Raw genomic sequence first — 14,934 nt, forward strand, 5'->3', positions numbered from 1 at the left:
AAGCAATCTGGCTTAAAGTCACGGAAAAATTTCTTTTATATATTAGATAAACTTATCACCAATTAATCTGAAGACCCGATCTCTCGATCAAAGATCTCGCGATTTTGCTCATAATAATCCCAAGCCGCACCAAGATCAGCCATAGTTAAGCCAGGATAGTTTGCCAATAATTCCTCGTCCGGCGCACCAAGTTTCCGATATGCCACCAAAGTCGATACCGGAATCCGCGTATTCCGAATCCGCGCCTGCCCTCCGCAAACTCCCGGTGTCATCTGAATTGGATTTTGTAACATCTGCACATAGGTTAAGGCTTGGTCAACTAGCTCCTCCGGCAGAGGCTCAATTACTTCGAGTAGTTGAGTCCTCTTACTCATGACAACAAAACTTTTTTCCTTTATTTTATCCTAGCAATTGAATGTTTACAAATAAGTGGGATTGCTATTGTTGAGATTTACGCCTAATCAAATCAGGCAAATCCTCAACATTTATGGGCTTGGCAGTTGCTCTAATCCTATCTGATAGTTCGTAAAATGCTTCCTTATCTTCTGGATTTTGCAACACGTAAGCCCGTAATTGCGCTCTACTCATCGCTTTGAAATCCTGTTCACTCATAACTTACCTTTCCTTCTTTGTCAACTACTATATCAATTTCAACACAAGCCAAAATCACCAAGAAGCCATTCCGATCATCTATTGTGACTAAACTAATTGGTCTATTGCATTTTGGTTAGCTGGTAGCTCAATCGATACAACTGTTTAAGCTGTTGTGGTGTCGGTTCGTCCACTTGATCGCTGCCAAAATTATTCACCAAATCTCTCTACCAGTTTTTTACGTAATTGTAGCAATTTTTTAGACAAATTGAGTCAGGGTATAATTTAAGTATAACAGCTTAATTTATGACCATATTAATAAATTTTTCTAAATAAATTTCAAATTTTGCGTAAATCTTCTGTAAGTAAGTAGGTAAAATTAAATATAAAATAAACTCTACGTTTGTAGCGCTTAAGCGCTCAGGGCGTAGCTGATAAGGGCTTCAGCCCTTACTACAAACTTTCATTTATTTACGCCTACCTACTTACTGTAAAAAAACTAAAAAGTAGGCTCAACTCAGAGCTTGCACCATATTTTCCACCGTTCAAGAAATAAATTCTGGGGGCTACGATCTCAAGTATGCGATATAGCTGACTACGTAACTCTTTCAGTCCGTTTTAACGGACTTGAGCTGTTAGCCTTAAACTTCAGTTTAAGGCATACTGTGAATAAATGAATACAGGAGGAGTAAAATGTCTATTTTGAGAAGAACTCGTTGGATATGGGTATTAGGTATTCTTATAAGTAGTTTCAGTGTGTATGCCAATTTTGCTCATGCGCAAATAAGGGAAGATGGCACTTTACCAAATAATTCGAGCGTCACATTAGAAGGTAATATCTTCAACATCACAGGTGGAACCACTGCGGGAAGTAATTTATTTCACTCTTTCTCTGAGTTTTCTGTCCCTAATAACAGCATAGCTTGGTTTCAAAATGCTACAAATATTCAAAATATTATTAGTCGAGTAACAGGTGGATCAATATCTAATATTGATGGCACAATTCTTACTAATGGTACAGCCAACCTGTTTCTAATTAATCCTAGAGGGATTGTTTTTGGACAGAATGCCAGTTTGAATGTAGATGGTTCGTTTATTGCCAGTACGGCGAGTAGTCTCCAATTTGCTGATGGCTCCCAATTCAGTACTAATACTGCTCAATCGACACCCCTACTCACTATTAGTGCGCCAATAGGTCTACAATTTGGAGAAAATCCGGGAAGCATACAAAATCAATCGCAAACAAAGGTGCGTATAGATAACCGAGATTTTACAATAGGTCTACTAGGAACGCCAGGTAAAACTTTGGCACTTGTAGGCGGTGATATTACACTTACAGGTGGAAACCTAACTGCACCGGGAGGAAGGATTGAACTAGGAAGCGTCGGTAGCAATAGTTTAGTCAACCTAAGTCCAATCACTCAAGGCTGGAGTTTAGGATATGAAGGAGTACAAAACTTTCAAGATATTACACTTTCCCAGGCTCAAGTAACAACAAGTAGTCCAGATGGTAGTGGCGATATCCAAGTGCAGGGTAGGAATCTAACGCTTACAGATGGTTCAAGGATTATAACTAGTGCCTTAGGCTCTAAGCCAGTAGGAAATTTGACTGTGAATGCTTCAGATTCGGTGAGTTTAACACAAAGAGAAAATTTCTCTCTCTCCGGCTTAATAACTGAAGCATTAGGTAGTGGTAATGGCGGTAATTTGACGATTAAAACAGGAAATTTAATTGTTCAAGATGGGGCATTTGTGAGAACGGGTAATGAACAAAACAGCACTGGTGCTGCGGGTAATTTAACTGTAGAAGCCCCCTTCATACAACTTACTGGAACGTCACCTCTACTAACTCTTCCTAACCAGATTACCCAATTGCCCAGCCAATTATCTACGGTTGCCTTCGGTTTAGGATCTGCAGGAGACTTAACGATTAAGACTAACCAATTAATTGTTCAAGATGGGGGAGCAATTTCAACAGCTGTTGTACCACCACTAAGAACGAGTGTAAATCGACCAAATCCAACGACGGGAGGGACTTTAACTGTAGAAGCCCCAAATGGTTCTGTAGAATTAAGTGGAACATCAAAAGATGGTGGTATTCCTAGTATTTTGATTTCTGGTAATTCAGCAGGGGGAAATGGAGGAGACTTGACAATTAACACGGGAAGGTTAAGTGTTACAGATGGAGCAGTAATCCTAACTAGTGCTTTCCCTCAAGGGCAGGCAGGAAATTTAACTGTAAATGCTTCTGAATCAGTAACTCTAAGTGGAGTTGCCTCTTTACCTTTAAATGTGGATATTTTAGAGGCATTGATAAGAGTACCTAGAAATTTTTTGCCAGAAATTTTCACAGTAATACAAGATCGATCTGTGAGCAGCTTAGTTTCTGGGACTCGCAGTACTCAACCATCTGCAAACATCAAGATTACAACTCCTAGTTTAATTGTCAAAGATCAAGCTCAAGTATTTGCGAACAATATAGGGCAAGGAGATGCAGGTAACATTGACGTTACTGCTGGTTTAATTCAGCTAGATAATCAAGCACTGTTTAGAGCTGAAACGAGATTTGGTGGTCAAGGTGGTAATATTACGCTGTCAAACTTGAATTTGTTAGCGTTGCTTAATGGTAGTCGGATATCTACTACCGCAGGGCTTGAAGGAGCAGGAGGAAATGGTGGTAACATCACAATTAATGCACCTAATGGCTCTGTCGTTGCCGTTCCCAATCAAAATAGCGACATCACCGCTAATGCTTTCTCCGGAGCTGGTGGTAGAATCGAAATCAACTCTCTAGGTGTTTTTGGCATAGAAGAACGTAGTCAAGAAGACTTGAGGGGTTTGTTGAGAACCACTGACCTAAACCTATTACCTGAACGATCACCAACTAATGATATTACAGCATTTTCTGCTACAAATCCGGTTTTAAATGGTCAAGTAACAATAAATACCCCAGATGTAGACCCTAGTCGGGGATTAGTGCAACTACCGGAAGTTGTGGTAAATACCCCAGAGCTAGTTGCCTCTGGCTGTGCCGCCTTTGCAGACGTTGGGGGTAGTAGCTTCACCGTGACTGGGCGCGGTGGTTTACCTCTGAGTCCGGATCAACCTCTCAGTAATGATGTAGTTTGGACTGATACTCGTTTGCCCATCGGCAATGGTGAGAATCAAAGAGTGTCAAATACTACTACACACCAAAAACCACAAAAGAACGATTCTCCTGCACAGAGGTTTCGCCAACACACAGCTACAGGCGATCGCATTACCATGACACCTGCTACAGGTTGGGTATTTAATGGTAAAGGAGAAGTAACGCTAATTTCTTCTGCATCTAACGCTACTATAGGAACTACTCCTACTAGTTGCGCCAAACAGTAAAAGCAACGGTTTCTAGGCAATAGTATAATCGGAACAGCACTCTTGGGGTCTTATTTCAAAAATGGTGACACTAAATGTACCGCAATCCCAGCCATCTGCAAATTTTCAAGTAACAATTTTACTGGAAAGTCTTGCCTCCGGAAATGTTGCTGCTTCTATATTCGAGTTGCCCGACTGTCGAGTAGAAGCCCAAACACGAGCAGAAGCTATTACCCAAATTAAAGCTGCATTTTTAGAACGACTTAAGCATATTGAAACAATCTCGTGGGATGTGCCAGTTCAGGCTTCAGAACCTGCCTGGATGAAATTTGCGGGTGTTTTCAAATCCGATTCAGATTTTCAGGAAATTATGCAGAAAATTCGCGCCGAGCGAAATAGTAATGATGAATCTGAAGTTGACCCTTCTTATTATTTGTAAAGGGATTTTTAGTGTCTCTATATATTTTGGATACTGACCATGTCTCATTGATTCTGTACAATCATCCCTTAGTTATTGCAAACGCTGCCCAACATCAAATTGCAGTTACAGTAATTACGGTTCAAGAACTTTTCAATGGGTGGGTCGGCAGAATCAATGATCCCTCACTAGTAAATAATTTGCCAGCCCTCTACACAAAACTTTGGACAACCGTGAAATATCTTCAAACGGTTGAGATGCTAGATTTCACTCCACAAGCTGACACTTGTCTCAAGCAATTGCTAAAAGATCACCCACCCCTGCGAAAAAATCGCCTGCAAAAAGATATGCGAATTGCAGCAATTGTGTTATCGCTCAATGCCACACTTGTCACACGTAACCAACGAGATTTTGAGCAAGTACCCAATCTTGCAATTATAGATTGGACACTTTAAATATTATTGAGCATCCGTATTGAGCAATCGCGCAAAGGGGTGCGTTGCGACTTCATCATCTCTCTATTTCTGAGAGCGATTAGGGCAGGTAGAAGAAGTGGAAGTAAAAGGAATAGTATTATTTGACACAGATGAAATCAGTGTTACTTCTCCTTTGCCGTTAAATACCCAACCTGTAGCGGGTACAATTGCCACAGTTTGAGATTGAGACGATGGTTTTACAGTGGGTGTCTTGGCTCCTTGCTGCTGCGTGGTAGCTGGAATACGAGTATCCGACCAAACTACATCATTACTGAGGGGTTGATCGGGGCTAAGAGGTAAACCTCCACGCCCTGTGACAGTGAAGCTACTACCTCCTTCGCTTGCAAAGGCAGCACAACCAGAGGCAATTAACCCTGGGGTATTTACCACAGCTTCCGGTAGTTGCACCAATCCCCGACTGGGGTCTACATCAGGGGTGTTTATTGTTACTTGACCATCTAAAATCGGACTTGTGGCAGAAATTGCTGTGATGTCGTTAGTTAGAGAATTTTCAGGTTTTAATAGATTTGGGTCACTGGTTCCAAGTAAACGAGCTAAGTCTTGTTGACTACGTTCTTCTATACCAAAAACACCGAGAGAGTTAATTTTGATTATGCCTCCAGAACCCGAAACAGCATTAGCAGTGATGTCGCTATTTTCTTGTGGAACCGCAATGATGAAGCCAGACGGGGTATTAATGGTGATATTCCCGCCATTGCCACCAGCGTTAGTTGAAATTCTACTTTGATTTCGCAGCAGCAGTAAGTCTTGGATCTGCAAATCAATATTGCCACCATCTGCGACTCCGGCTTCTCCTTTAATTGTACTTTGATTCAAAAAAACATCTCCTGCTCGCAGTTGAATATCACCTGCTTTACCTGGTTTCGTACTATTGTCGCTCCTGCCAGTTGAAGAAACGGAGATGCTGGAGCGATCGCGCAGTATCAACCCTCGTTCAAGTTGTAGAATTAAATTTCCCCCTTGACCAATGCTAAAAGAATCGCTAATAATGTTACTGTTGTCCAGTTCTAAAGAGTTAGCACTTAGGGTTAGTTGACCAGCATTACCGACACTTTCTGTACCGATGCCAATTCGCCCTCTGTTTCTTAACACAATGCCATCATCAGCTGTGAGAATTATTTCTCCTGCTTTGCCAGAGCCTCGTGTAACGCTGCTTAAACCACTAAACCGATCGCTATCGTAGTCTAGATCGTTACTAAAAACCACTGACTTAGCTTTGATTTCAGTACGTCCGGCATTACCTGTACTGTTACCCAATGTACTATTTACAATATTGCTGTTATTATTCAGTACGAGGGAATTGGTGACTGTGAGCTTGATATCTCCTGCATTTCCACTGCCACCCGTTTCGCTAGTGATGTTGCCGTTTTGGAAGTTAATTGCATCGGCAGTAATGTTCCAAGAGCCGGCATTGCCTGTATTGTTGATGATAGTGTTATTATTGATTCTGTCGATTCCGGTATCGTTACCCAATCCGCTATTTTGAATTGTTAATGAGCCAGTCTTAATGGTAATCGATCCCGCGTTGCCTGCTCCCAATGTGCTGCTATTTAAACCACTTCTGTCAATAAGAATATTGGGGGCATCAATGGTAACGTCTCCGGCATTACCCTTGATGTTTGTGTCTATTTGATTACTGGTGTCACGTCTCCTAGCAGTAGTAGTGATTCCGCCACCATCTACTAGTGAAACTGATTTGGCAGTCACAATGACCTTTCCGGCATTACCATCACTCTTAGTGATGCTTTGAAGATCGCCTTTTTTTAGGTTGATGTTTGAACGAGAGTTAATTGTGACATTTCCAGCATTACCTTTACCTGAGGTGTTACTGCTGATAATACCATTATCAACATCAAGAGAACCAACCTTAATGTTAATGCCTCTAGTATTACCATTACCAGTAGTCTCAGTATTAATACCCGCTCCAGGAAGAAGGTTGAGAGAGTTAGCATTGATTGAGATTAACCCTGCATCCCCATTGTTAGAAGTTTTGCTGTTGATACTACCACTTCTAATTGATACAGAGTCAGCAGTGATATTAATGGGTGCGGTGATCGCACTGTTGTTATTGCTACTAATTCCAAAGCCTTCGAGTGAAACAGAACCCCCTGCCGTTGCCGTGAATGCTCCTCCCCCAGTCTCAACTGAACCGTCGCTGAAGCTCATCTTCCCCGTACCAGAACCTTCTTTACCTGCTTGCAGTGCTACGTCGAAGCGATTGTTGTTCTGTGTGAGATTTCCTTTGATGGTAATATCTTTACCAGAAGAGATAGTGATTGAATTTGCTGTGTTCAGACTGGAGTTAGTGTTGTTGCTACTAATTCCAAACCCTTGTATTGACACAGAATCCCCAGCCTTTGCTGTGAATGCTCCTCCTCTAGTCGTAACTGAACCACCGCTCAAGTTTACATTCCCCGTACCAGAACCTTCTTTACCTGCTTGCAGTACTACGTCGAGAATATTGTTTGATGTGATACCAAAACCTCTGATAGTAATATCTTTACCAGAAGAGATATTGAGAGGATTTGACCTATTTTCACTGTCAGTGTTACTACTAATTCCCAGGCTATCTAGTAACACATTGCCTGTAGCCGTTACCGTGAATGCTCCTCCCTTGGTTTCGGTACCACCACCACTGAAGCTCACATTTCCACTACCAGAACCGTCTTGACCTGCTTTTAGCAATAAGTCAAGGCGATTATTATTAGATCTGATGTTAGAATTTATCAGGTTAATCTCATTGCCAGCGATCGCAATAGGAATTGAGTTGCTCACACTGGCACTGTTGCTGAAAATTCCAAAGCTTTCTAACGAAACAGAACCTCCAGCCGTTGCTGTAAATCCTCCTCCCCCAGTTTCAACTGAAGTATCGCCCAGGCTCACATGACCTGCTGCTGTTACTGTGAATGTTCCTCCCCTAGTTTCAATTCTTTCTCCACCGTTAAGGCGCACATTACCACTACCAGAACCTTGTTTACCTGCTTGCAAAGCTACATTGAGGGAATTGTTATTTGATTTAATACTAGAATTGTTGAGGGTAATATCATTACCTGTGATGGTAATTGGAACTGGGTTGCTCACACTAGTACTGTTACTCTCGATTCTAAAGCTTTCTAATGAAACAGAACCTCCAGCAGTTGCGGTGAATGCTCCACCCTTAGTCTCAATGCTACCACTGCGGAGATTCACATTCCCGTTGCCAGAACTGTCGTTACCTGCAAGCAACACTAAGTTGAGGGGAGCGTTGTTTGATGAGATTTCAAAATTTTGTAGGGTAATATCATTGGCAGCTTGCAAAGTTAAGGTTGCGGGGGTTGTATTTGTCTTAATAATTTCAAACCCAGTTGCGGTAATGTTTCCTGATTGACTTCCCGTACTGCCTGTGGTAATGGTAACGTTTGTCCCAGCATTAAGTTGCGCTTGAATATCTGGAATAAAAACGACTGCATTGTCACCACTGGGAGTGAAAATGTTCGGATTCCCATCACTAAACGAACCATTAGATGTACTTTGATAGCCAAGAGTAACATTGCGCGGATCTAGTAGCCAAGTGCCACCATTACCGTTGGTAGCAGTGGCATTGATGCGAATGCCTGCCACATCTAAGAAATTACCACCTGATGTTTCAATTAAGCCACCGTTACCTGCTTTGATTCCACCTGTTGCACTCAAGCTACCATAGGCACGGGTTGATTCAGTTCCCCAAACAATGATTTGTCCGCCATTTCCTGTAGTTAAGGCATCTGCATTAATAGTGGCAGAAGGACTAATGTAAGTGGCACTTGCAAGCGGGATTGTTCCTCTACCTTGGTAGTCGCCTCCTAAGAACACCTTGCCGCCGCCTGCATCTCCCGATACATTCACCAAAGCGTTATCTAACAATCCTACGCGATCGCCTAATATAAATACTGTGCCACCAGTTTGTCCACTATTATGATTAGAGGCATCAATTTTCCCTGAAATGATGGTAGTGCTGATATCTTTTGGTTGATATTCCCAACTGAGAATTTCTCCTGTTTGCCCCAAAAAAGCTTGAGCTTGGGAGACACTTGCTACTGTCACTTGCCCCCCAGTTGCCGACAGTTGCCCATTATTGGTGACGTTACTACCAATTAAACTTAGGTTTTGCCCATTTTTAACAGCTAGATTACCTGCATTGGCGATCGCACCTGTTTGATTGCTGTATAGTTGTAAACCAATGGGAGCACTAATTGTTAGTAGTGGAGTAGATTGCTGAGGGTTACTACTAAATTCGCTCCCATCAGCAAATTTTAAGTTATTTGCTGTTGTACCAATAAAAGAACCACCAACATTAAGTGATGCATTAGCACCAAAAATTATTCCCGACGGATTGAGCAGAAATAGGTTTGCTCTACCATTAGCGCTGATTAACCCATCAATGTTCGATATAGCTCCACCCGTCACTCGGCTAATAATATTTTGTATATTGACAGCATTGTTGAAGTGTGCTGTTCCCCCTGTCGGTACGGAAAACTCTTGAAAGCTGTGGAATAAGTTGCCACCTACAGCGGTTCCTCCTTCAATAATTCTGATATTTTCCTGTACTCTCACATGAGAATTATTGGGTAGAGTGCTATCGGGGGTGATTTGCGCAACGCTTGCATTGCAAACCAACACACCACCCATTGCTATCCCAAACAACCAGCCCCAACGAGTACCTTCTGTAATGAACATTGCACCCCTAGCTTTTGAAGGCGATTAATAATGATTACTTTGGTCTAATATTGAGTAAACCATATTTTCTGTTCCTCTAGGTACTGCGCGATCGCCTTCTATTCTGCACTTACCACAAATGTTTATATTTGAGAAGCGCAACACAACCAGAGCAATTGTAGTATATAATATTTATGTGAATACATGTACAATTGTGTCAACTTAGATAGGAGGCGATAGTTTCTTATTCACTGTTGAATATGGTTGTATCCACACCATGAATTTTATGAATAATCTTGTAAAAAAAAGACTTTGGATAAAAATTTTATCCACAGCGTTCGGGTTTTCGTTGCTCTTTCCTTATGCCAGCGCCGAGGCTAGAAGAATAGCATTTAACGCTCCCACAGGTCTAAAAGTACCAGGCAGACGTGTAGTAGGTGGATCACGTTCAACACTGAGGTGTATATCAGAGAACAACACAAAACTAACTGCTCTAATACCAGAGTCTAACATAGGATTAACAACATCAGCAAATCCCGTCCTCTTTTTCTATGTTCCACAAACTTCTGGCTCAACACTAGAACTAGTGGTGCAGGATGAAAAACAAAAATTCGTCAAGCAGTACTACAAGGCAAGTGGTAACGCTGGAATTGTCCCTATTACCTTGAATAAGATGAATCTAGAGGTAGGCAAGCAGTATCGTTGGTTCTTCACAATAGTTTGCAATAATAGAGAACGTTCTAAAGATTTGGTTGTAGACGGTGCGATTAAACGCATTCCACCTCAACAGCAGCTAATCGCTCAGTTAAAGGGCGCAACTCTTCAAGAGCGTGCAAATATTTATGCCCAAAATGGTATTTGGCAAGATGCCCTTGCCAGTTTGGCTCAATTGCATTCCTCTCGTCCTAACGATCCACAGTTTAAAGCTGATTGGAAATCATTATTAACGGCTGAGGGTGTAAACTTGGAGCAAGATTCTACTCAATTGGTGACAGAGCCGTTGCTTTCAGGGAATCAAGCACCGCAACCCATATCGCAACCTCTTTAGAGTAGTTAAAAAAGTCGATTTGCTGTGTGGGGCGGGCTATGTTGTCCGCCATTTACTTAACAGCAAATATATACCTAAGGCTTATTTCTTTACATACACGTTATGTAGGACGTATTGTGGCACAATAAACTACTGTAACAATCTTTTAGCTCCAAAGCTGAGGATAAATTGAAATAAACAACTCTTATTGTCATAATCAGGTTTAATTATATTCTTTTTTATCAACAATGGCTGTGCAAAGTAGAGGAGTAAATTAGATTTATGAGACAAATCTCCACACTGCTAAAGAACGCAAAACTAGCAGGTACAAGTATTGAGCAGCCAGCCCCAGCTACTTATGTTGGAGAATATTCCCTGAAAAAAGAGCAAAGAAACCTTCCTAACTTTAGTAACAGTGGTAATGATAATTCTGATGTAATAGTATTGGTAGTAGCAGTTGGAGTTATTTTAACAGGTAAGACAGTAAGTGTAATCTGGAATGCGCTGCATCGAGACAAGCAACAAGGTGGGGAAGAAGGAAAAAATAAGGCGAAAATAGCGGAAAATAGACAAATTGCTACTGCTGCCAAGCTTCAACAAGGTTATACTACTCAACATTTTAGAACTGAAGATGGGCAAACGGCGATCGCACAATTAAATGATGAAATTAGCGTTAATCCCCATGATGCTTATTTATATAGTAAACGGGCTGACTTGCGTCGCAAAATATTAGGAGATAAGCTTGGAGCAATTGAAGACTACACCAAAGCTATTCATATTTATCCTTACAATGCCCTCTTCTACCTTTGGCGCAGTCAGCTTTATCATGAAATAGGGGATGTACTTAAAGCAATGGCTGACTATAACACAGCTATTCGCCTTGCACCTGACGATACTATGTATCACTTTTTACCAAGGAAGGTAAACATCAAGTAAAACTGAAAAGTGTTTTCAGCAATTTAGTATTATATTAAAATTATTATTTATATTTTTACATTTATTAGAACTTTTTCTTTCTTGACAGTGAGAATTATGTTAAAGAATCTTAATTTGAGACAAAAGTTTACAATTTTATTAGTGGGAATTCTTGTCGTTGGACTAAGTTTGAGTGGATTGATATTATCTTCTTTACTAAGACAGAATGCGACTAATGAAATTACCTCAAAAGCACTTGCGCTCATAGATACAATGAGTTCTGTGCGTCAGTATACCAACGATCAAATCACTCCAGAGCTAACTGATGAATTGGAGACTAAGTTTTTGCCCCAAACGGTGGCTGGTTACTCAGCACGAGAGGTTTTTGATAATTTGAGAAAAAAAACTGAATACCGTGAATACTTTTATAAAGAAGCAACACTAAATCCTACCAATCTTCGAGATAAAGCGGATAGTTTTGAAACGAAGATGGTGCAAAGTTTTAGAAAAGACAAAAATTTAAAAGAGTTGAGTGGATTTCGCTCTATGCCAGGAGGGGACATCTATTATATTTCTCGTCCACTATCAATTTCTCAAGAAAGCTGTTTAAGATGTCATAGCACTCCTGAAGCTGCACCTAAAACTATGATTGATCGTTATGGTACAGCTAATGGCTTTGGATGGAAGTTGAATGAAATTGTTGCGGCGCAAATTATTTCTATCCCAGCATCGAAGGTTATTGCTCAAGCCAATCAATCGTCTTTTCTAATTGTATCACTTGTATCTGCTGTTTTTGGCGCTGTTATTCTTTTAGTTAATGTTTTCTTGAATCAACAAGTTGTTCGCCCGCTGAAACGGATAACTAGGATAGCAGAGGAAGTTAGTACTGGGCATATGGATGTGGATTTTGATGAACTAAGTAATGATGAAATTGGTAATCTGGCGAAAGCTTTCAAACGGATGAAATTAAGTTTGGATATGGCAATGAAAAGAATCAAACGTTCTCATGGTAGTACGGGAGGGGTTTAAGATTCACACATCCTCGTTTAACCCGTCTACCGTGTAGAGACGTTACATGTAACGTCTCTACATTTGGATTATGAAAACACGCGCCTTCTAAATTCAAAAGCGGCTTGGGCGTCAGGAATTTCTCTGGCTAATAATTCCACGAATTGATAAGGTGATGTGTGAGGATTTTGTTCTAAGATCTCTTCTACCACCAAACTAGCAATTGGTCCAATGTGGTAAGCTAATTCTTGCTGACAACGCTCCAGCAAAGCTGGATTGAGTGAAGAAAGTGCAGGTTGTTTTTGAGTATATTGAGGCTGCTGCTTCCAAGGTGAGTTATTGGTGGTTTGTACAGATGGAAAATTTAACTGCGCTTTTGTTGGCGTAGAATTAGAGTGAGGATCTAATGCGGTGGGATTCCAATCAAACATTGTTGAGTGTACTCCCACGCTAAATTTGGGTAGACGCTCAATATCTGCAAGCACTTCTTTTGGTGTTTGATAGCGATACTTTGGCGTATCTGCAAGCATTTTGTCTAATACCTGAGCAAAAGCATCGCTAACATTGGCATAAAGACGCCATTGCCAATCTAAGGTGTATTGATCCATCAGTAAGGATGGATCTCTACCTGTTAACAATACAATAGCAGTGACACCTAAAGCATAAATGTCGCTACTGGGAGAGCAGACGCCTAAGCTGATTTGTTCCCGTGGCGCGTACCCTACTTTTCCTACTAATGACATTTTGCCTACAAATGTCAAATTGTTTAAATTGCTAGCTTCACTAAAATCAGCTATCTGCTTTCCGACACCAAAATCGATTAACACTGGTAAATGAGTACCTGTCGGTAGCATTATGTTATCAGGAGAAATATCTCGGTGTATGATGTTGTGCTGATGGACATATTCCAACACAGGTAAAAGTTTTTTTAGCCACTCAACAACTTCTTGTTCTAAAAAAGTTTGTCCTTGAGTTTGACGTTCTCGTAGTAAAGTTGAGTATGTTTTTCCATTCACATACTCTTGTACTAAGAATAGTCTCCCATCTCCTTCAAAACAAGCTAAAAATTTGGGAATCTGCGGATGTTGGAATTGATAAAGGATTTTTGCTTCTCTTTTGAACAAGTTACGACATTTTTCTAACCCATTCTCTCCTGTACCATTCGGAGCAAATTCTTTGAGAACACACGGTTCGTTAAAACGACGACTATCAAATGCTAGGTAAGTGCGCCCCAATCCCCCTTGCCCTAACAGTTTTTGAATGATATAACGGTTATCAATTAAAGTTCCAGATGGGATCTCTGGTCTAACCATTGGGGATGATGATTGAGACATATAATCGCACTCCTACTCTGTTTTATTATAAAAATTTATTTTTAAGGGCGCTGCTACGTTTGCGCTCTGATCAGAGTCTAATTATTTATCAGTAGAATTAGAAGCAAAATACGCAGCGGGGTGATTAAGTTTTATAAATTTTGGCGCAGGCAGAAGGCAGAACGAATTACTTATTAACAGGAAGCAAAACTACAGGTGTTTGCCTCACTCGCTTTTCTAAAGGTTTGACCTTTTGTACTAATTTAACAAATTGCTCGTATTTAGGTATACTCGCAGTAGGAACATAACCAGCATCGGCAATAATATCTCCTGGTGCTTCATTCATGGCAATTTGAATTTGCTGTTGTCGATTTCGTTCTATATTAGGTCCTAGTAGTACTAGCCCAGCTGGAATCCATCGACTAGTTTGTAAAATTCTAAATTTTGTGGTATTGAACTCTCGGTAGTAGCGCTCGAAGTCTAGTTCCGATAAAGCGCCTGCGTCAACACTACCTTCACTCACTAACTGTAGTACTGCTTTTGGTGTGGGCGCAAACCGGATTTGCGCTAAGGTTAAACCATAAAGATCGTATAAAGGAACATAGTAGCCGGCGGCAGAACCCATTTCTCCTAACGCAACTTTTTTATTAGCTAAGTCGTTCATTTTTTTAATTGGTTGTTCGTCCCGTACTATTATTAAGGAGCGTTGTCTACTACTGATTGATTCCATTGCATATAAAGGAACGTACAGTGAGTCAGCGATCGCAATTGCTGCTAAACCAGGAGGCGCAAATACAATATCCCACCTTTGGCGCTGAATTTGTTCAATTGCCTGCAATTCGTTATAAGCTGGTTCCAGTTCTACAATTGATTGAGTTCGCGCTGCTATGTAATCTTTGAAGCGCTCGTACTTTTGCAACGAAATTGTTTCTTCTCCGTAGGATACTACACCTATAGTCAGTTTTTCTCTCTCCTGGATTTCTTTTGCATCACATCCGCTCAAAAAAAACACAGCTAGCAGCACGAGAAACAGTTTGAGTAGAAAACGTGGTAAGATCATTGTCCAAGATTTTTTTTGTTGCTATGTGAAAAGATTTGTTGACAAGTGTACAGGAGTTTTGCTCAATATTAGAGGCG

Annotated in this window: 12 protein-coding genes; 6 read left to right on the forward strand and 6 right to left on the reverse strand. The window is 40.8% G+C overall.

Translation table 11 applies throughout. The features are described 5' to 3' along the window. Positions 1-62: 62 nt before the first annotated feature. The 3 genes from ICL16_RS12060 to ICL16_RS47675 form a co-directional block, all read right to left on the reverse strand. A complete protein-coding gene (locus ICL16_RS12060) occupies positions 63-374 on the reverse strand; it encodes a DUF433 domain-containing protein (protein WP_190827804.1) in 312 nt (103 codons plus the stop codon). 64 nt (positions 375-438) lie between these two features. Then, positions 439-612 carry a DUF6887 family protein gene (locus tag ICL16_RS12065; protein WP_190827806.1) on the reverse strand — a complete coding sequence of 58 codons (174 nt, stop codon included), beginning with the start codon at positions 610-612 and terminating at the stop codon, positions 439-441. Continuing rightward, complete coding sequence (locus ICL16_RS47675; protein WP_475579342.1) at positions 605-670, reverse strand: hypothetical protein; 66 nt, start codon at positions 668-670, stop codon at positions 605-607. The genes ICL16_RS12065 and ICL16_RS47675 overlap by 8 nt, the downstream gene beginning before the upstream one ends. Before the next feature lie 614 nt (positions 671-1,284). Here ICL16_RS47675 and ICL16_RS12070 point away from each other — a divergent pair. The 3 genes from ICL16_RS12070 (at position 1,285) to ICL16_RS12080 (ending at position 4,818) form a co-directional block, all read left to right on the forward strand. Further along, the gene (locus ICL16_RS12070; RefSeq protein ID WP_190827807.1) at positions 1,285-3,966 is read left to right on the forward strand and encodes a two-partner secretion domain-containing protein; all 2,682 of its coding nucleotides are present in this window, start codon (positions 1,285-1,287) and stop codon (positions 3,964-3,966) included. 61 nt (positions 3,967-4,027) lie between these two features. Next, complete coding sequence (locus ICL16_RS12075; protein ID WP_190827809.1) at positions 4,028-4,384, forward strand: hypothetical protein; 357 nt, start codon at positions 4,028-4,030, stop codon at positions 4,382-4,384. A gap of 11 nt (positions 4,385-4,395) precedes the next feature. Further along, on the forward strand, positions 4,396-4,818 hold the full coding sequence (locus ICL16_RS12080) for a type II toxin-antitoxin system VapC family toxin (RefSeq protein WP_190827811.1): 423 nt from the start codon (positions 4,396-4,398) through the stop codon (positions 4,816-4,818). Between the two features lie 63 nt (positions 4,819-4,881). On the opposite strand, the gene ICL16_RS12085 is transcribed toward ICL16_RS12080, so the two are convergent. Then, the gene (locus ICL16_RS12085; protein WP_190827813.1) at positions 4,882-9,555 is read right to left on the reverse strand and encodes a two-partner secretion domain-containing protein; all 4,674 of its coding nucleotides are present in this window, start codon (positions 9,553-9,555) and stop codon (positions 4,882-4,884) included. Between the two features lie 265 nt (positions 9,556-9,820). On the opposite strand from ICL16_RS12085, the gene ICL16_RS12090 reads away from it, so the two are divergent. The 3 genes from ICL16_RS12090 to ICL16_RS12100 all read left to right on the forward strand — a co-directional run bounded on the left by ICL16_RS12090 (position 9,821) and on the right by ICL16_RS12100 (position 12,505). Continuing rightward, the gene (locus tag ICL16_RS12090; protein WP_190827815.1) at positions 9,821-10,582 is read left to right on the forward strand and encodes a DUF928 domain-containing protein; all 762 of its coding nucleotides are present in this window, start codon (positions 9,821-9,823) and stop codon (positions 10,580-10,582) included. A gap of 261 nt (positions 10,583-10,843) precedes the next feature. Beyond that, a complete protein-coding gene (locus tag ICL16_RS12095) occupies positions 10,844-11,497 on the forward strand; it encodes a tetratricopeptide repeat protein (protein ID WP_190827817.1) in 654 nt (217 codons plus the stop codon). A 96-nt stretch (positions 11,498-11,593) separates the two neighbouring features. Continuing rightward, positions 11,594-12,505: a Tll0287-like domain-containing protein gene (locus tag ICL16_RS12100; RefSeq protein WP_190827819.1), complete on the forward strand. Its 912-nt coding sequence runs from the start codon at positions 11,594-11,596 to the stop codon at positions 12,503-12,505. A 68-nt stretch (positions 12,506-12,573) separates the two neighbouring features. Here the strand turns inward: ICL16_RS12100 and ICL16_RS12105 are convergent, their stop codons facing one another. After that, positions 12,574-13,818: a serine/threonine-protein kinase gene (locus ICL16_RS12105; protein WP_190827821.1), complete on the reverse strand. Its 1,245-nt coding sequence runs from the start codon at positions 13,816-13,818 to the stop codon at positions 12,574-12,576. 166 nt (positions 13,819-13,984) lie between these two features. Then, positions 13,985-14,857, reverse strand: coding sequence for a phosphate/phosphite/phosphonate ABC transporter substrate-binding protein (locus ICL16_RS12110; protein WP_190827823.1), 873 nt, complete (start codon positions 14,855-14,857; stop codon positions 13,985-13,987). Positions 14,858-14,934 lie beyond the last annotated feature (77 nt).

The sequence above is a fragment of the Iningainema tapete BLCC-T55 genome (assembly GCF_014698965.1).
GTDB lineage: Bacteria > Cyanobacteriota > Cyanobacteriia > Cyanobacteriales > Nostocaceae > Iningainema > Iningainema tapete.

Excerpts from the sequence above, each read along its gene's own strand:
- ICL16_RS12065 (WP_190827806.1), bottom strand. The coding sequence starts at position 612 with ATGAGTGAACAGGATTTCAAAGCGATGAGTAGAGCGCAATTACGGGCT.
- ICL16_RS12085 (WP_190827813.1), bottom strand. The coding sequence starts at position 9,555 with ATGTTCATTACAGAAGGTACTCGTTGGGGCTGGTTGTTTGGGATAGCA.
- ICL16_RS12100 (WP_190827819.1), top strand. The coding sequence starts at position 11,594 with ATGTTAAAGAATCTTAATTTGAGACAAAAGTTTACAATTTTATTAGTG.
- ICL16_RS12090 (WP_190827815.1), top strand. The coding sequence starts at position 9,821 with ATGAATAATCTTGTAAAAAAAAGACTTTGGATAAAAATTTTATCCACA.
- ICL16_RS12095 (WP_190827817.1), top strand. The coding sequence starts at position 10,844 with ATGAGACAAATCTCCACACTGCTAAAGAACGCAAAACTAGCAGGTACA.
- ICL16_RS12070 (WP_190827807.1), top strand. The coding sequence starts at position 1,285 with ATGTCTATTTTGAGAAGAACTCGTTGGATATGGGTATTAGGTATTCTT.
- ICL16_RS12110 (WP_190827823.1), bottom strand. The coding sequence starts at position 14,857 with ATGATCTTACCACGTTTTCTACTCAAACTGTTTCTCGTGCTGCTAGCT.
- ICL16_RS12105 (WP_190827821.1), bottom strand. The coding sequence starts at position 13,818 with ATGTCTCAATCATCATCCCCAATGGTTAGACCAGAGATCCCATCTGGA.
- ICL16_RS12060 (WP_190827804.1), bottom strand. The coding sequence starts at position 374 with ATGAGTAAGAGGACTCAACTACTCGAAGTAATTGAGCCTCTGCCGGAG.
- ICL16_RS12075 (WP_190827809.1), top strand. The coding sequence starts at position 4,028 with ATGGTGACACTAAATGTACCGCAATCCCAGCCATCTGCAAATTTTCAA.